This window comes from uncultured Exiguobacterium sp. (assembly GCF_964277885.1).
Classification (GTDB): domain Bacteria; phylum Bacillota; class Bacilli; order Exiguobacteriales; family Exiguobacteriaceae; genus Exiguobacterium_A.
Genome location: NZ_CAXYJR010000002.1, coordinates 53,450 through 70,428 on the forward strand (window position 1 = coordinate 53,450; position 16,979 = coordinate 70,428).

14 protein-coding genes are annotated in these 16,979 nt (G+C 44.6%); 8 read left to right on the top strand and 6 right to left on the bottom strand.

Annotation, left to right across the window (positions count from 1 at the left end):
• Positions 1-90: 90 nt before the first annotated feature.
• Positions 91-1,086 carry a LysM peptidoglycan-binding domain-containing protein gene (locus tag ACHWTJ_RS00480; RefSeq protein ID WP_394678932.1) on the bottom strand — a complete coding sequence of 332 codons (996 nt, stop codon included), beginning with the start codon at positions 1,084-1,086 and terminating at the stop codon, positions 91-93.
• Between the two features lie 192 nt (positions 1,087-1,278).
• Here ACHWTJ_RS00480 and ACHWTJ_RS00485 point away from each other — a divergent pair, with 192 nt between their 5' ends.
• Together ACHWTJ_RS00485 and ACHWTJ_RS00490 are read left to right on the top strand one after the other, a co-directional pair.
• Entirely contained in the window at positions 1,279-2,406 is a 1,128-nt protein-coding gene (locus ACHWTJ_RS00485) for an ABC transporter ATP-binding protein (RefSeq protein ID WP_053452313.1), read from the top strand.
• Positions 2,403-3,986: a glycine betaine ABC transporter substrate-binding protein gene (locus ACHWTJ_RS00490; RefSeq protein WP_394678933.1), complete on the top strand. Its 1,584-nt coding sequence runs from the start codon at positions 2,403-2,405 to the stop codon at positions 3,984-3,986. The genes ACHWTJ_RS00485 and ACHWTJ_RS00490 overlap by 4 nt, the downstream gene beginning before the upstream one ends.
• 144 nt (positions 3,987-4,130) lie before the next feature.
• Here ACHWTJ_RS00490 and ACHWTJ_RS00495 read toward each other — a convergent pair whose 3' ends face one another.
• Both ACHWTJ_RS00495 and ACHWTJ_RS00500 read right to left on the bottom strand, forming a co-directional pair.
• The gene (locus ACHWTJ_RS00495; protein ID WP_394678934.1) at positions 4,131-4,316 is read right to left on the bottom strand and encodes a hypothetical protein; all 186 of its coding nucleotides are present in this window, start codon (positions 4,314-4,316) and stop codon (positions 4,131-4,133) included.
• Between the two features lie 111 nt (positions 4,317-4,427).
• A complete protein-coding gene (locus ACHWTJ_RS00500; protein ID WP_294743496.1) occupies positions 4,428-4,967 on the bottom strand; it encodes a gamma carbonic anhydrase family protein in 540 nt (179 codons plus the stop codon).
• A gap of 124 nt (positions 4,968-5,091) precedes the next feature.
• On the opposite strand from ACHWTJ_RS00500, the gene ade reads away from it, so the two are divergent.
• Entirely contained in the window at positions 5,092-6,825 is a 1,734-nt protein-coding gene (gene ade, locus ACHWTJ_RS00505; RefSeq protein WP_394678935.1) for an adenine deaminase, read from the top strand.
• A gap of 262 nt (positions 6,826-7,087) precedes the next feature.
• Positions 7,088-7,345 (top strand): hypothetical protein, encoded by a 258-nt coding sequence (locus ACHWTJ_RS00510; RefSeq protein WP_053452309.1) that lies wholly within the window; start codon positions 7,088-7,090, stop codon positions 7,343-7,345.
• Between the two features lie 133 nt (positions 7,346-7,478).
• Here ACHWTJ_RS00510 and ACHWTJ_RS00515 read toward each other — a convergent pair whose 3' ends face one another.
• Together ACHWTJ_RS00515 and ACHWTJ_RS00520 are read right to left on the bottom strand one after the other, a co-directional pair.
• On the bottom strand, positions 7,479-9,113 hold the full coding sequence (locus tag ACHWTJ_RS00515) for a peptide ABC transporter substrate-binding protein (protein ID WP_294743500.1): 1,635 nt from the start codon (positions 9,111-9,113) through the stop codon (positions 7,479-7,481).
• Between the two features lie 109 nt (positions 9,114-9,222).
• Complete coding sequence (locus ACHWTJ_RS00520; protein WP_394678936.1) at positions 9,223-9,906, bottom strand: MgtC/SapB family protein; 684 nt, start codon at positions 9,904-9,906, stop codon at positions 9,223-9,225.
• A 111-nt stretch (positions 9,907-10,017) separates the two neighbouring features.
• On the opposite strand from ACHWTJ_RS00520, the gene ACHWTJ_RS00525 reads away from it, so the two are divergent.
• On the top strand, positions 10,018-11,415 hold the full coding sequence (locus ACHWTJ_RS00525) for a basic amino acid/polyamine antiporter (RefSeq protein ID WP_394678975.1): 1,398 nt from the start codon (positions 10,018-10,020) through the stop codon (positions 11,413-11,415).
• A 59-nt stretch (positions 11,416-11,474) separates the two neighbouring features.
• On the opposite strand, the gene ACHWTJ_RS00530 is transcribed toward ACHWTJ_RS00525, so the two are convergent.
• Positions 11,475-13,502, bottom strand: a complete 2,028-nt coding sequence (locus tag ACHWTJ_RS00530; RefSeq protein WP_294747982.1) for a bifunctional diguanylate cyclase/phosphodiesterase — start codon at positions 13,500-13,502, stop codon at positions 11,475-11,477.
• 187 nt (positions 13,503-13,689) lie between these two features.
• Between ACHWTJ_RS00530 and ACHWTJ_RS00535 the strand changes: the two genes are divergently transcribed.
• From ACHWTJ_RS00535 to nagE, 3 genes are all read left to right on the top strand, one after another.
• On the top strand, positions 13,690-14,892 hold the full coding sequence (locus tag ACHWTJ_RS00535; protein ID WP_023467138.1) for an ornithine--oxo-acid transaminase: 1,203 nt from the start codon (positions 13,690-13,692) through the stop codon (positions 14,890-14,892).
• A 154-nt stretch (positions 14,893-15,046) separates the two neighbouring features.
• Positions 15,047-15,244, top strand: coding sequence for a CsbD family protein (locus ACHWTJ_RS00540; protein ID WP_294743506.1), 198 nt, complete (start codon positions 15,047-15,049; stop codon positions 15,242-15,244).
• 213 nt (positions 15,245-15,457) lie between these two features.
• On the top strand, positions 15,458-16,966 hold the full coding sequence (gene nagE / locus ACHWTJ_RS00545) for an N-acetylglucosamine-specific PTS transporter subunit IIBC (RefSeq protein ID WP_294743508.1): 1,509 nt from the start codon (positions 15,458-15,460) through the stop codon (positions 16,964-16,966).
• The last annotated feature ends 13 nt before the right edge of the window (positions 16,967-16,979 follow it).

The following is a 16,979-nucleotide window of genomic DNA, read 5'->3' on the forward strand; positions in this document are numbered from 1 at the left end:
CGACGCTATCGCGCCGGTTTTATGCATGCGATCTAAAGCGATTCTTCTCTTGAATAGAGAGGGATCGTTTTTTTGTTACGATCAGCAGATTCAGTTTGGGATTTTTAAGACTTGTCCAACGAGCAGGAGGTTCGGATTGGTAATGTTGTTTGCCTGCATCAATGCTGTGACGGTGACACCATATCGTGTCGCAATTGAGTAAAGTGTATCACCCGCTTTGACCGTATACGTTATTGTCGGGATGTTCAAGACTTGACCGACATTCAACAGATTCCAATTCGTGATGTTATTCGCACTCGCGAGGGCAGCGACCGAGACGTTGTATTTACGGGCAATCGAATAGAGTGTATCGCCCGCTTGGACTGTATACGTCGTACCGGTTGAAGTCGGTGAGCGGAGGAGTTCCGAAATCGTGACGAACGAATAGCCTTTGGCTTTGAGTTTCGAAATCATCGTCGGCAAGGCGGTCGGTGTTCCTTTCGCACCAGCACCGGTATGCATCAGAATAATGGAGCCGGGAACGACTTTTGGTAATACACGATCCAAGATGGCGGTCGAAGAGATGCCTTTCCAATCCGTCGTATCAATATTCCATTGAATCGTTTTCGTGTAACCTGCCGCCCCAACAGCACTCAACACGTTACTATTACTTGCACCGAACGGTGCCCGAAAAATTGGTTTCGTCGTTTTTCCGGTCAAGGACCGGATGAGAGATTCTGTTCGGGATAATTCACTCGTCATCTGGCTCGCTGTTAGTGTCGTAAAATCCGGATGCGAATACGAATGATTGCCGATTTGGTGTGTCGGAGAAGCGGTTGTGATGTTTTTGATCGATTGGGGATGGTTGGTTGCGCCACTGCCTGTCAAAAAGAAAGTCGCTTTCACTTGGTTACTTTTTAAGGTACTTAAGATTTTGGCAATGTTCGTTCCGTCTGAACCGTCATCAAACGTCAATGCGACGACTTTTTGTGTCGTCGTTCCTTTCGTGACAAACGTAGAACTCGCTGCATCGATTTGTAAGGGAAACGAGAGTGGAGTAAGGAGAAGCAGTCCGATCATCATGATGGTAGGTTTCTTGATGTTCATCGTCTAGTACCTCCTTCATCAAAAACATGCTTTAAATGTACTCTTTATTAAAGTATTCCCTTTATTTTAAAAAAAGAACTAAGAAATTCCCGTTTTGTAAAGGAATAAAACTAAATTACAGGAAATTTGTTTAAACCGTAATCTTTTTGGGAAACCATAATATATGGAAATAGTAAAAAGGAGTGAGAAGGAATGATCGAATTCAAAAATGTCGGCAAGCAGTTCAAGGACAATGTCGTCTTGAAAGGCTTATCGCTCGAGATTCAAAAGGGTGAACTCGTTGTCTTCATCGGACCGAGTGGTTGCGGGAAAACGACATCACTAAAGATGATCAATCGATTGATCGAACCTTCTTCAGGTACGATTTTAGTCAACGGGAAGGACATCATGAAGACGGATACGATCGAATTAAGACGTCATATGGGATATGTCATTCAGCAAACAGGTCTGTTTCCTCACATGACGGTCCGGGAAAATATTCAATTGATTGCTGGACTTGAGGGGAAAGATCACGATGAAATGGATCAACGGACAGAACAATTATTGACGATGGTCGGGCTTGATCCAAAGCAATTCATCGATCGTTATCCAAGTGAACTCAGTGGTGGACAGCAACAGCGTGTTGGTTTCGCACGAGCTTTAATGAATGATCCTGATGTTATCTTGATGGATGAGCCGTTCAGCGCACTCGACCCCGTTACTCGTAATGATTTACAGGAAGAGTTGTTCAACTTACAAGAGGAAGTGAAAAAGACGATCGTTTTCGTCACTCATGATATGGATGAAGCGATCAAGTTAGCGGATCGGATATGTATCATGCGTGATGGGGAGATTGTTCAGTTCGATACTCCAGAAGAAATCCTGCGTCATCCGAAAGATGAATATGTTGAATCGTTCATCGGGAAAAATAAAATCTGGAGTAGCCCAGAATTCATCAAGGCAGAAGATATCATGATCGAGGATCCCGTTTCAATCAGTGGCAAACGGACGTTGCTACAGGGCATCGAAATCATGCGTGGACGCAAAGTCGACAGCCTGTTGATCACCGATCGTGACCGCGTCTTACAAGGGCTGATTAAGTTGAAGAACATCCAGACGATCCCGGATAAGAGCCAACGGATCGAAGAAGTGATGGAGGGCGAAATCATCGCCGTTAATGAACATGATTCATTGCTCGATGTCCTTGAAGTCATGAATCAGGAAGAGACTGGTTATCTACCAGTAACGGATGCAACAGGAAAACTCAGAGGGTTGATTACACGTAGTAGCTTACTTTCCGTCTTGAGTGAGCAATTCATTCATGAGGAGGAAGTCCAATGAACGGATTCTTTGATTATGTAAAAAATAATACCGATCAGATTGGTGATTTATTGCTAGAGCACTTACAACTGACGGTCTTTGCCGTCGTCATCGCCGTTGTCCTCGGGATTCCGATCGGGATTTTAATCACGCGCTATCAAAAGTTCGCGAAGCCTGTCCTTGCGCTGACGAGCGTCGTGCAAGCCGTTCCGAGTCTTGCTTTACTCGGTTTCTTGATTCCGTTCATTGGTATCGGATCGACACCAGCGATCATCATGGTCGTGCTTTATTCACTCTTGCCAATCGTTAAAAATACGTACACGGGTCTGTCGAGCATTCCAGGGGACACGCTCGAAGCAGCTAAAGGGATCGGTTTAACGGATCGACAAATCCTCAGTAAGGTTCAGATTCCACTTGCTTTGCCGATCATGATGGCAGGGATTCGAATTTCAGCTGTTACAGCTGTTGGTTTAATGACGATCTCAGCATTCATCGGTGCCGGTGGTCTTGGTTATCTCGTCTTCTCGGGTATTCAAACGGTTGATAATAACCAGATTCTTGCCGGAGCAATTCCAGCCGGTATTTTAGCCCTTGTCATCGACTTCGTCGTCAGTCGGATTGAATACTCCGTGGCGCCAAATGGGATTCCACTTGCAGATGGTCGAATTAAAAATAAAGCGCGGAAGCGTCGTAAAGCGATGTCAGCGGGACGCAAGATTGCGATTGCAAGCATCGTCTTCTTATTAGTCGGTAGCACGGTCGCTTATTCCTTCCTCAAGGAAGATAAGATCGTCATCGGATCGAAGAACTTTACGGAACAGTTGATTCTTGGGAATATGTTAGCAGATTTGATCGAAGACAAAACGGACCTTCAAGTCGAACGTCAATTAAATCTCGGGGGGACAAAAGTCGCTTACGGGGCGCTTGAAAAAGGTGAAATTGATGCTTACGTCGAGTACACAGGAACATTATTGATCGATGTTCTCAAGCAGGATGTCGAAACGGATCCGAAAGCGGTCTATGCAAAAGTCGGGAAGATGATTCCTGAAAAAAGTCAGGTCGATGTTCTTGATCCGATTGGTTTTAACAATACGTATGCTCTTGCCATGACAAAAGAAGACATTAAGAAGTACGACTTGAAGACAGTGTCGGATATGTCAAAAGTCAGTGATCGCTTGATTCTCGGTTCAACGATTGAATTTGCGAACCGTGAGGATGGTTATCTTGGTCTGAAGAAGAAGTATCCGGATATGAAGTTCAAAGATGTACAACCAGTCGATGGAGGACTTCGTTATACAGCATTGACGAATGGTCGAACGAATGTCATCGATAGTTTTTCAACAGACGGTCTTTTGAAGAAATTTGATTTGACTGTACTCAAAGATGATAAAGAGTTTTTCCCACCATACTATGCGGTACCGCTTGTTCGACAAGAAACTCTCAAAGAACATCCGGAGCTGAAAAAAGTCCTCAACACATTGAAGGATAAAATCACGGATGAAAAGATGCAAGAATTGAACTACAAAGCAGATGTTGAGAAACAGCGTCCTGAAAAAGTCGCGCGTGATTTCTTGATTGAAGAAGGGTTGATTTCTAAATAAACAGATAGAGCCGAGGCGGGAATCCGCTTCGGCTCTTTTGTATGCGCGCTGACGCGCTATATCGTTTTGGAAAATACGTAATCAAATGATTAAATTATTTTTTGATGCGACTAGCGAGCCAAGCGCGAACAGTGCGTTGCTGAATCATACACGTTCTTCCTCTCGGTTTAATGTTCCAAGTCGGTGCTCGGCATCTTTAACGATACGTACTTGAATCTCAGATGTCAACCAATCTGTTTCGAATTCAGGTAACGTCGGCAATCCATAGCTTGGGTTATTCGTAGATGAAAATAAATCAGACATGATGCGTTCTTCGTATACTGGAATCATATAAAATCCCCTCTCTGTGTCTTGATTCATCTCTTACACCTCTAGTGTACGAAAGAATTGTAAAGACGGAAGAGGGGAGGTATTAAGAACCTGTGAACTTTGTAAACGTTATCACAAACTTGTCAAATCCTCTGTAATAACTTCACAACTGTCGGCATATTGCTGTCCTCGCTTCACATATTTTCGAACTGTCCGTTCCATGATGAATCGATCATGGTCACTGATGTCTCGGACGATTTTTGCGGGAACCCCCATGACCATCGCTCCTGCAGGCACCTTCATTTTTGGCGGAACAAGACTTCCGGCAGCAACGAATGCCCCTTCTCCGATTTCAGCTTCGTCAAGAATCGTCGCCGACATTCCAATCAACGCCCCTTTTCGAATGATACCTCCATGAATCATTGCCATATGACCAATCGTCACTTCATCTTCAATGATAGTCGGAAACCCTTCATACTGATGAATCATCGAACCATCTTGAATGTTGACGCGTTCTCCGATGTGGATCGGACCTTCATCTCCCCGGATGACCGTATTGAACCAGACGGATGAGTCTTTTCCGATCGTGACCTCTCCAATGACCTTGGATCCATCCGCTAAATAAACAGATGGATCGATGTTTGGAATAAGTGAACCGACACGATATTTCATGCGTTTTCCCCCCTCAAGCATTAAATCAATACTCTTTCATCTTGACGTTACAAAAAATAAATTGCAACAGCTTCCAAACTAATTGTAAGATGGTAAAAATACGCTTACAACAGGAGGAGACAGGATGGAACAAACAGTGCGTGAACGTTTGATCGCGATTGCTGCAAAAAAAGAGAAGGCAGCCGTCGTCTATCAGAACATCTCAGTCATCGATGTCATGACACGTGAGACCTATACGGCAGATGTAGTGATTGATTCAGGTTATATCGCTGCTGTCGGAGACGGGTATGAGGGAATCGAGAATCGTCCGGGAGAGGGACTCTTTATCGCACCAAGTTTCGTCGATGCCCATGTGCATATTGAATCATCGATGGTACCACCGAGCGAGTATGAACAGGCGATTCTACCGTTAGGCGTCACGACGATCATCGCCGATCCGCATGAGATCGCGAACGTCAAAGGAGCGGAAGGTCTGTCCTTCATGCTAGACGATGCTGAAGGTCTTGCCCTTGATGTGCGTATGATGTTACCGAGCTGCGTACCGGCTACTTCGTTTGAGCATGCAGGAGCATCACTCGACGCAGCGGCACTTGCACCATTCGTCGATCATCCAGGTGTTCATGGTTTAGGTGAAGTCATGGATTATCCAGCGGTCGAACGAGCCGATCGCGATATGCTCCAAAAAATTAAACAGATTGAAGAGGCAGGGAAACTCGTCGATGGACATGCTGCGGGACTCGGACCACGTGAAATCAACATTTATGGTGTCGCTGGGATTCGGACGGATCATGAATCGGTCAGTAAGGAAGATGCGATTGCGCGAGCACGTCGTGGTCTATATGTCGAAGTACGCGAAGGTTCAGCAGCCCGAAACTTGAAGGAAGTACTTGATGCCGTGACGGAAAGCAACGCGAGCCGTTTTCTCTTCTGTACGGACGATAAACATTTGGATGATACATTACGCGAAGGTACGATTGACTATAATATCCGCTATGCGATTCGTCATGGGATTAAACGTGAGACAGCGTATGCGATGGCATCGTTGCACGCGACGAACGCGTATCGTTTAGACGATCGGGGAGCCATCGTACCAGGACGTCGGGCGGACTTCGTCTTGTTATCGGATGCCGATAACGTCGTGATTGATGAGGTTTATATTCAAGGTGATTGTGTCGCGCGTGCTGGTAAAACGATTCGACCTGTTCGCCGTGCGCATGTACCGAAGTCATTACGTGGAACCTTGAATACAAAACCGATTACACCAGAAGTATTCGCCCTTCCACTTGAATCAGCACATGCGCATGTCATTGGAGTCATTCCGAAAAGCATCGTCACCGAGCACTTGATTCTAGACGTTCCGCTTCAAAATGGATATTTCGTGCCTGTGCCAGAAGAGGATCTCTTAAAGATTGCTGTCATTGAACGTCATCACGGGACATCCTTCTCAGCAGTTGGGATCGTCAAAGGATTTAAGATGAAGCGTGGAGCGATTGCTGCGACTGTTGCTCATGATTCGCACAACCTCGTCATCGTTGGCGCATCAGACGAAGAGATGCAACTCGCTGCTGAACGTCTTGTTCAAGCAGGTGGGGGTGTCATTGCTGTGAATGGACAAGAAGTGCTTGCTGAGTTACCGCTGGAAATCGCCGGACTGATGACGAATCGTCCCTTCCAAGAAGTTGGGGATACACTCGAAGCATTAAACGATGCGCTCGATGTGTTAGAAGCGGATCGGTCCTTTAATCCCTATTTAACGATGTCGTTCCTATGCTTACCGGTTATTCCGGAATTGAAATTGACCGACAGCGGGTTATTTGATGTGAAACACTTCCAGCACATTTCAGTACAAGCAGACTGATGTCCGTCGCGAGTCTGAGTCTCTTTCCGGGACTCAGACCGTTTTTTATTAGGAACAGATAATCTAAAATCAAAGAAAGATACTTTACAAAACGACTAGAAATCCTTAATGAAACTTAATAGTTTGGATGTTGAATCATTTTGGAAAGCTTGTTATAGTAAAGTCTATATCATTTGTGAGAAATATCACTTTCTATGAAACTTTTATCTAAAAGAACCGTAGAAAAGAATAGAATCACTAAAGTGGAAAGGAGACTATATTAATGGATAAATCATACTTTGAAGGGCATGAAGCTTTAATTGCGGACGTCTATCGTTCATTCACGCGTCAATTCCATGCGTTACCGACACATCGACGAACGAAACGGCAATTGCGAAATCTTGCATTCTCCGTCATTCGTCAAGCTCGACCAACGTATGAGGAACGCACTGTTCTTTATGCTTACTTCGCTGAATTCTTCCGAGCAGTTGAGGAAGGACAGGATGAAGAGATTGCTTTTTATAAACAAATCGCACAGTAAAGACCCCCGATGGCTCCGTCAGAAGGGGTCTTTGTTGTTTTCTAAGAACCGCGTCTGGAAATCAAAAAACAAGTAGCGGACGAGGTCCACTACTTGTCGATTGAGAAATCCGACGTAACCGTCAGTTTCTGTCTTACTTGATTTCCATCCATTTGAAGCTCATATCGGCACCGAATGGGTGACGGTATAATTTATCAATGTTTGTCCGTTGCAAGTACGCTTCACCTTTTTGGTAGATCGGTGCGATCGCGTAGTCATCTGTTAGCAAGATTTTTTCAGCTTCTTGCATATCAGACCAACGCTTCGCTTCATCGGCTTGTTGTTTCGCCCCTTTGATGAGATCATCGAACTTTTTGTTTGAGTATTCCATCCGGTTGAAGCTTCCGCCTGTCAACCACATGTCGAGGAACGTCATTGGATCCTGATAGTCAGGTCCCCATCCAGCTGCAGAGATGTCATAATCGCCCTTCGATTCGAGATCGAGGAAGTTTTTGAATGGTTGTTGTTTGATATTGATCGTCAAACCAGGGAGATGTTTCTCTAGGTCACCTTTTAAGTACTCAGAGACTTTCTTGAAGGCATCTTCATCCCGTGAGAGCATGCTGAGTTCGACTGTTTTGACACCAAGTTCCTTCAAACCAGCATCCCAAGCTTTTTTCGCTGCATCTGCATCGTAGCTTTGAAGATCCGGATACTTCGCACGGAAGTCTTCGCCATCTGGTGTAAATGTGAAATCCTTCGCAACGATAAAGTTCGCTGGTTTTGATCCATCGTTTAAGATGACATCCGTAATCCCTTGCTTCTCAAAACCGAGTGCAAGTGCTTTACGAATATTTTTGTTTTTCAATGCTTTATTCTTTTGGTTAAAGCGAAGGAAGTTGATCCGAGCATCTGGACGTGTCTTGTAATCTTCTGATTTTTCGTACTGTGAGACGAACTCCGATGTAATCGGTGCAAAATCGACTTCTTTTGATTCAAAGAGGTTGACGCCAGTCGAAATCTCTTTGACGACTTTAACGTTAATTTGATCCATCTTGACGCTTGCTTTATCCCAGTAATCCGGATTTTTCTTATATGTCCACCCAGCGTTCGCTTGCCACTTATCGAGTACAAAAGGTCCGTTGAAGACCATTGTATCAACACTTGTCGCGAACTTATCGCCTTTATCTTCGACGAATGATTGCTTTAATGGTAAGTACGTCGGGAAACTCGTTAAGCCAAGGAAGTAAGGAGCAGGAGCTTCGAGTTGTACTTCAAGTGTTTGGTCATCGACTTTCTTGACACCGAGTTCATCGAGTTCAGCGTCTCCAGCCATGATTTTATTAGCGTTTTTCAAATCTTGTAAAATGTACGCGTATTCTGCTGCTGTCTTTGGATCAAGAGCGCGTTTCCAAGCATAAATGAAATCATCTGCTGTGACGGCTGATCCATCTGACCATTTCGCATCTTTACGCAATTTAAACGTGTATGTTTTTTTATCGTCTGATACTTCGACACTTTCTGCGATTCCAGGTGTTGGCTTGTTATCGCCGTCAAGACGATAGAGTCCTTCAAAGACGTTGTTCGTAACTATGATGGAAGTCGAGTCCGTCGTTTTCGTCGGATCGAGCTGAGGTACATCTGTCGTCGAAACGAGCGTGACTTCCTTTTTCTTATTTTTCGAATCCGAGCCGCTTGCATTCTCATCATTTCCTTGCCCGCATGCAGCGACAGCAAGTAGTGCAATGCTGGATAGTCCAGCAAAAGCAATTTTCGATGGCTTATTCATGGAACGATGACCCCCCGAGAGTTAGTTTTAAATATTTCAGAAAAATGTGAACATATTGTTAATTTAAGTGAAAGTGATTAAAAATGCAACATAAATTTTCAGATAATTCTTACTGATCAAGGTCTATATCCTCAATTTCAAGTGATTTTAAATAGTCATAAAGTAGGAATAGGATCAGCGAATGAGGGGAATACATCCGTAATGTTAATCGAATTGGAGTTCCTCGCATGCGTATATTCGTAATCCGAACACCTTTTTGTTCAAGGGCGAAGATGATGTCGGATGGATCCAGATCAGCGGGAAGAAGTAAATGTGCGACGAGGACGTTCGCTTCAAATCGACTATTGTTGATGTGTCGCATTACCCAAGTCAGACCTTCTAATAAGAGAAAGAGAAAGAGAACGAGAAAAATCGATTCCCAAATGAATCCGGCACCGACAGCAATCCCAATCCCACTTGCACTCCATATAATGGCGGCAGTTGTTAGTCCGCTGACGATATCATGTGGTCGTCGTAATATGACACCAGCTCCGATGAAGCCGATTCCGGTAATGATTTGCGCGACAAGGCGCATCGGATCCATCTGGACATGAGTCGCCATATCGTGATAGAGCAGGACGGATTTAATGGAGACGATGGTTAAAAGACAGCTGATGAGGGTAATTACGAGGCTAGTGCGTATACCGACCGGTTTATTTTTAATTTCACGCTCGAATCCGATGAAAATTCCAAGTGTAGCAGCCAATAGGAGTTTTAGAAGGTCTTCGAGCTGAAATACATGAATCCAGTTCATTCGTCTCAAATCCTTTCTTTACTTTAGAAGGTGATTTGTTATAATGACTTTTGTGTCTTTCGAATGAATATACGTAAGATGTAATAGATATACGGAAAAAGGAAGTGTCTCATCATGAATCAGCAAAAAATCGGCTTCTTTGCGCTCGCGGCAATGGTCATCGGGTCCATGGTCGGTGGAGGAGCTTTTAATCTTCCTGGTGCAATGGCCCAAAGTGCAAGCGCAGGACCTATCCTCATCGGATGGAGTATCACGGGGATCGGAATGATCATGCTGGCGCTTGTTTTCCAGCATCTCGCTAATAGTAAACCAGAACTTGAAGGTGGCATTTATGCTTACGCTCGTGAAGGGTTCGGACGTTTTGTCGGCTTTAACAGTGCATGGGGATACTGGGTATCGGCCTGGATTGGAACAGTTGCGAACATCACCCTCGTGTTTAATGCGATTAGTTATTTCTTCCCGATTTTCGCGGCAGAAAATCGGATATTCCTTCTCTTCATGAGTATGGTCGTCATCTGGGGATTATTCTGGCTCGTCTCAAGCGGGATCAAGGAAGCGACACTCGTCAATTTGATTACGACGATCGCAAAGCTCGTTCCGATCTTGATTTTTATTCTTCTAGTAGGAATCGCCTTTAATATCAAAACGTTTAACTTGGATATTTGGGGAAAAGGAACAGAACTCGGTTCAATCTTTGAACAGGTAAAAGGAACGATGCTCGTCACGCTTTGGGCGTTCGTTGGTATTGAAGGGGCAGTCGTCTTGTCGAGTCGTGCTAAAAACCGAAGCGATGTCGGAAAAGCGACAGTAACAGGACTCGTTGGTGTGTTAGTCATCTATATCTTAATTTCCGTCTTATCACTTGGCGTCCTCAGTCAGGAGAAGTTAGCTGGACTGAAGGAACCGACGATGGCGTATGTACTAGAGGCAGCAATCGGACCAGTCGGAGCGACGATCATCATGATTGGTTTAATCATCTCACTATCCGGAGCACTTCTTGGATGGACGATTTTAGCTTCTGAGATTTCATATCTGGTTGCCAAAGATGGAGCGTTCCCGAAAGCGTTCGCTAAAACAAACCGGAAGGGTGCTCCAGTCGGTGCGCTGTTGATTACACAGATCGCCACACAAATCGTTGCCGGGATTGCGCTCTTCTCCGCACAAACGTATCTCGTTCTATCGAGTATTGCCGGGATTTGTGCCTTGTTACCGTATCTGTTATCAGCTTTGTACAGCATCCGGACTTCACGGGAAGAGCGGAATCAAAAAATGTTGTTCTTCTCGGTCATCGCATCGGCGTACTCGATCTGGCTCGTCTATGCGTCGGGCATCTGGTATATCGTCATTGCGGCATTAGTCTATGCTCCAGGAATTCTCGCGTACGCGTTAGCAGAGCGAGAACAGCAACGGACGGGCATGTCACGTTATGAGTGGATTGCTAGCATGATTCTTGTTGTTCTAGCAGGAGTGGCTGTTTACGGAATGGTTGTAGGAGAAATTCAATTGTAAGAAACGATATGAAAAGAAGTCACGGTGATTTTTAAATCCACCGTGACTTCTTTTTGTGATTAAGGTGTAAAAAATCGTTTTTCGACATCCTGTACAGATAGAGGTTCAGAGAAAATAAACCCTTGCATGTGCTGACACGATGTTGTTTTTAGATAATCTAACGCGTGTTCTGTTTCAACGCCTTCAGCGACAAGATTCAACTCTAGATTGCGACCGAGTTGAATGATGGAATCCAGCAATGCATGATCGTTTGACGCCAAACCATCAATGAAGACTTTATCGATTTTTAACTCATCAATCGGAAAAGCACTGAGATACTGTAAAGAAGAATAACCGGTACCGAAATCATCGATCGATAAGCGGAAACCGAGTGACTTAATGAGATGCATCCGTTCGACCGTTCGTTGTGTCTGTAAAATCGCAATGTTTTCTGTCAACTCCAGTGTGACGGAAGATGGCGAAACGAGTCGCTCCGTTACGATATGTTGCAACGTTCGAATAAAAGAGTCGCTTTGGAACTGATGTGGTGAGATGTTGATCGCCATCGTCAGTTTAGGATCAATCGTCTGTTGCCACTTCGCGAGCTGTTCACATGCTTCGATGATGACCCAGTTGTTGATTGGTGTGATCAGTGAAGCCTCTTCGGCGAGTGGAATGAATTCATCTGGTGGAATACTCCCGAGTGCCATGTGATTCCAGCGTAATAACGCTTCGAAGCCTTTAACGGCTTGTGTCTGAAGTTCAATGATTGGCTGATAAGCAAGATACAGGGATTGATCTTCGAGTGCCGTGAAGAGGGAGCGCTCGAGTTGGATTTTACGTGTGAATTGTGTATCCATCTCGTGTGTTAAGTACTGAATCGTTCCGGTACCAATTGATTTTCCTGCGTATAGAGCTGTTTCGGAGCGGCGATATAAATCTTCTAGTGTTTTGGCTTCCGACGGATAGACGGTGATCCCGAATGTACAAGAAACGATGAGTGAATGACCGTTAATGTAATAAGGACGCTGCAGTGCTTGTTGTAACTTTCGAGCATACTGAAAAAGCAGATTGCTCGACGGTGCAGGTAACAAGACACCAAACAAATCACTCGTCGGATGAAAAGCAAGTACATCTGTCGTATGTTGCAAAAGACGCGTTGCCATTGCTTGAAGAAGTTGATCGCCGACATGTGTTCCAAACGAATCGTTGATGACTTTGAAACGATCGATATCGAGCAAAATGAGTGCAATGGGATCATGTGATCCAGCAGACTGGAACAATACTTCCCCTTCACGTAAAAATCCTCGTTTATTTAATAAATGCGTCATCTCATGATGATGCACTAAAAAATCAAGTTCTTCTTCAAGCGCAGTTGTTTCCGTGATGTCGTTGCCGATGAACAGGTGCTGAAAACGAACGCCGTTCGCATCATAAATCGGAATCAATGTCGCTTGGAGATGTTTTCGTTCGCCCGTTTGCGAAGTGAGGCTAAGACGACCAGACCAGGCTTTTCGTTCACGAAGCTGTGCACGAATCTCCGAAACGACGGGACTGGATGGGTCTAAGATGAGTGACCATGCTTGGTTGAGAAGCATCTCAGAACAATATCCTGTCACATCGATGAGTTGATCATTCGCGTATGTGATCGTTCCTCGTGCATCGAAGACAGCGACAGATGCGATTTGATCGAATGCATAGCGCAAATCCATCAATCCTTGGAAGAGTGGTTTCATGTTCGTTTGTTGCTCAGCTGAAGGGATGCAGCAAGCAAAAGCGGCAATAACGGTTCCTGTATCATCAAATAAAGGAGACAGAAGGAGAGTTGATGTTACAGAAGTGCCCGTCTTATGCAATAAGGAGGCATTCGGTAGTTGGACCGATTGACGGCGTTCCAGAAAGGCACGCCAAATCTGATGACTGAATGCCATGTCTTCCTGTTCAAGAAGTGGAACAGTCTGACCCACGACTTCTTGTTGTGTCCAGCCCCACTGGCTTTCGGCTAGTTCATTCCAAGAGCGGATGGTCAAATCAGTATTCAGGATGAAAGCAGGTAAAGGGAATTCTTGAATGACGACTTCATAGGAATCAATGGTCGAACGATCCATTACGTGCGCACGCTCCTTTATGATGAAAAGAGATGACGGTTCACTTGTCTTGTCTTTTCCCAATATATTCAATTCTTACGCATCGGAATCCTCTTAGGTTATACATTTTTTAGATGAAGATTATACAAGAAAATCTGCTATAATGATTTTGAAAGCGTTTTCTAAAGAGCTATAAGGGGGAATCTCGATGAATCAAACAGAGAAAATCATTCAACAGACAGAACAGTTCGGAGCACATAACTACCATCCACTTCCGATCGTTATTTCAGAAGCGGAGGGTGTTTTCGTCACGGATCCGGAAGGACGTCGTTATATGGATATGTTGAGTGCATACTCAGCCGTCAACCAAGGGCATCGTCATCCAAAAATCATCGAGGCTCTAAAACGACAAGCAGATAAGATCACGTTGACGTCACGTGCCTTCCACAATGATCAACTGGGCTTTTTCTATGAAAAAGTAGCGCAATTGACGGGGAAAGACATGGTGTTACCAATGAACACGGGTGCGGAAGCTGTCGAGACAGCGGTAAAAGCAGCACGTCGTTGGGCATATGAAGTGAAACAGATTCCAGGTGATGCTGAAATCATCGTTTGTGAAGGAAACTTTCACGGTCGGACGATGACGGCCGTCTCGATGTCGACGGAAGCAGAATACCAACGTGGATTCGGACCGCTCCTTCCTGGAATCAAGACGATTCCATACGGCGATCTTGAGGCGTTAAAACAAGCAATCACAGAAAATACGGCAGCATTCATCTTGGAACCAATCCAAGGCGAAGCAGGAATTTTAATTCCGTACGATGGTTTCCTAAAAGATGCACAAGAAGTGTGTCGTGCTCAGAATGTTCTACTCGTATCCGATGAGATTCAATCTGGACTTGGTCGTTCTGGTAAATGGTTTGCTTCTGATTGGGATGAAGTGACGCCAGACATGTATATCCTCGGTAAAGCACTGGGTGGTGGTGTATTCCCGATCTCATGTGTGGCTGCGAATAAAGATGTCCTTTCCGTCTTCAATCCAGGCTCACACGGCTCGACGTTCGGTGGAAATCCACTCGCTTGCGCCGTCTCGATTGCTTCACTTGAAGTATTAGAAGACGAAAAGTTACCGGAACGTTCACTCGAACTCGGTACGTACTTCATGGAGAAATTAAAACAAATCAACAACCCGATGATTAAAGAAGTACGTGGACGTGGATTATTCATTGGTGTTGAATTAACAGAAGCAGCTCGACCATATTGTGAAGCGTTGAAGGAAAAAGGCTTGCTCTGTAAAGAAACACATGAGACCGTCATTCGCTTTGCACCACCGCTCGTCATCACAAAAGAAGAGTTGGATTGGGCGTTCGAACGGATTGAACAAGTATTAGGCGTTTCCGTCGCTCAATAAAAAGAATAGCTTTAGATTAAACAACAGTGGACAGGACGTTCACTGTTGTTTTTGTTTAGGTAAGTGTCGGTTTTGATACAGGAAACGTTTGAAAATCAGTGACAAGGGAACATACAACTATCGCAAAAAAAACTTTTAAATGGGGGTAATGGATATGTCAAACAACAGTGGTCTCAATAAAAAAGTGGATGGTCTCGTCGATAAAGTAGCAGGTAAAGCAAAAGAAGCACTCGGTAAAGCAACAGGTGATAAATCGACAGAGCGCGAAGGTAAAAAAGATCAATTAAAAGGTGATGCGAAGAAAACGGTCGGAAACGTCCAACAAAATTTCGAAGATACGAATCGTCGCTAAGACGGTTGCAACTTAATAGAAAAACCGGACTGGATGATGACTCTAGTCCGGTTTTTAGTGTCTGCTATAATGAATTTTTATATCACTAAAAAAAGATAATGAATAATTTGTATAAAGGTCTAGTCATTTAGATATTTATATGGAATAATTAAAAACGTAAAAGCGTTTACATTGTTCTGTCATTATCGTTTTATTTAGGAAAGGGTGAAAGGTATGTTGCAGTTTCTACAACGCATTGGTAAAGCCTTGATGTTACCAATCGCAGTATTACCAGCTGCCGGAATCGTACTCCGATTAGGTTCAGCGGATATGTTAGATATTCCGTTGATGGTAGCAGCAGGAGGGGCTATTTTTGATAACCTTCCATTGATATTTGCCATCGGTGTCGCAATCGGTCTATCGATCGATGCGAGCGGGGCAGCGGGTCTTGCCGGAGCCATCGGGTATCTCGTCTTAAAGAACGGCGTCGACTCGATGAACAAGGATTATTCTAGCGCACAGATTCAAGCAAAATATGATGCGATCGCCGCAATCGTCAATGATTCCTCGACTAAGGTCGACGGCGCGACACTTGGTTCGATCGCGAATCAGGCGACGCTCGGTTCAACCGTTAATATGGCAGTATTCGGGGGAATCATCGCGGGTATCGTCGCCGGACTTCTATACAATCGGTTCTATAATATTAAGTTGCCGGATTGGTTAGCATTCTTCGGTGGTCGCCGTTTCGTTCCAATCATTACATCAGCGGTCATGCTCGTACTTGCTTTCATCTTTGGTTATGTGTGGCCGTTCATCGAGCAAGGCATCAATGGTGCTGGTGAATGGATGGTTGGTCTCGGTGCAGGAGGCGCTGCTCTGTTTGGATTCTTTAACCGTCTCTTGATTCCTGTCGGCTTGCATCACGTCTTAAATAATATTTTCTGGTTCGTCTTTGGTTCGTATGAAAAAGCAGATGGTACAGTCGCAAATGGGGATATCGCGCGTTTCTTCGCTGGAGATCCGACAGCAGGAATCTATCAAGCTGGCTTCTTCCCAATTATGATGTTTGCCTTACCGGCTGCAGCTTTTGCGATCGTCATGGCTGCGCGTAAAGAAAATCGAAAAGCAGTTGCTGGAGCGATGATTGGTCTTGGATTGACGTCCTTCTTGACAGGGATCACGGAACCAATTGAGTTCTCGTTCATGTTCTTATCACCTGTTTTATATGTCATTCATGCAGTTTTAACAGGTCTATCAATGGCCATCGTTAACTTACTCGGTATCTTACATGGCTTCTCTTTCTCGGCTGGTTTCATTGATTATGCCTTGAACTTCGGTATTGCAACAAAACCATTACTTCTCATCCCGGTTGGTCTCGCGTTCGCGGTCGTCTACTACTTCCTGTTCTACTTCATGATCACGAAATTCGATTTGAAGACACCAGGTCGTGAAGATGAATCGCTCGTCACAGACACGGGAGTCGTTTTAACAGATTCAGACGATAAATATGAGCAACAAGCAGCACGCATCTTCGCGGGGCTAAAAGGAACAGACAACGTCACGTCGATTGATAACTGTGCGACACGCTTACGTCTTCAAGTCAAAGATCCAAGCATCATTGACGAAGCAGCGATTAAAGCGGCTGGAGCAAAAGGTGTCATGAAGATGGGTGCGACAAGTGTTCAAATCATCATTGGCACAGATGTTGAATTCGTTGCGGATGCGATGAAGCGACAGAAGTAAAGAAAAAACGACC

Excerpts from the sequence above, each read along its gene's own strand:
- ade (WP_394678935.1), top strand. The coding sequence starts at position 5,092 with ATGGAACAAACAGTGCGTGAACGTTTGATCGCGATTGCTGCAAAAAAA.
- ACHWTJ_RS00485 (WP_053452313.1), top strand. The coding sequence starts at position 1,279 with ATGATCGAATTCAAAAATGTCGGCAAGCAGTTCAAGGACAATGTCGTC.
- ACHWTJ_RS00495 (WP_394678934.1), bottom strand. The coding sequence starts at position 4,316 with ATGATTCCAGTATACGAAGAACGCATCATGTCTGATTTATTTTCATCT.
- ACHWTJ_RS00480 (WP_394678932.1), bottom strand. The coding sequence starts at position 1,086 with ATGAACATCAAGAAACCTACCATCATGATGATCGGACTGCTTCTCCTT.
- ACHWTJ_RS00500 (WP_294743496.1), bottom strand. The coding sequence starts at position 4,967 with ATGAAATATCGTGTCGGTTCACTTATTCCAAACATCGATCCATCTGTT.
- ACHWTJ_RS00540 (WP_294743506.1), top strand. The coding sequence starts at position 15,047 with ATGTCAAACAACAGTGGTCTCAATAAAAAAGTGGATGGTCTCGTCGAT.
- ACHWTJ_RS00535 (WP_023467138.1), top strand. The coding sequence starts at position 13,690 with ATGAATCAAACAGAGAAAATCATTCAACAGACAGAACAGTTCGGAGCA.
- ACHWTJ_RS00520 (WP_394678936.1), bottom strand. The coding sequence starts at position 9,906 with ATGAACTGGATTCATGTATTTCAGCTCGAAGACCTTCTAAAACTCCTA.
- ACHWTJ_RS00530 (WP_294747982.1), bottom strand. The coding sequence starts at position 13,502 with ATGGATCGTTCGACCATTGATTCCTATGAAGTCGTCATTCAAGAATTC.
- ACHWTJ_RS00515 (WP_294743500.1), bottom strand. The coding sequence starts at position 9,113 with ATGAATAAGCCATCGAAAATTGCTTTTGCTGGACTATCCAGCATTGCA.
- nagE (WP_294743508.1), top strand. The coding sequence starts at position 15,458 with ATGTTGCAGTTTCTACAACGCATTGGTAAAGCCTTGATGTTACCAATC.
- ACHWTJ_RS00490 (WP_394678933.1), top strand. The coding sequence starts at position 2,403 with ATGAACGGATTCTTTGATTATGTAAAAAATAATACCGATCAGATTGGT.
- ACHWTJ_RS00510 (WP_053452309.1), top strand. The coding sequence starts at position 7,088 with ATGGATAAATCATACTTTGAAGGGCATGAAGCTTTAATTGCGGACGTC.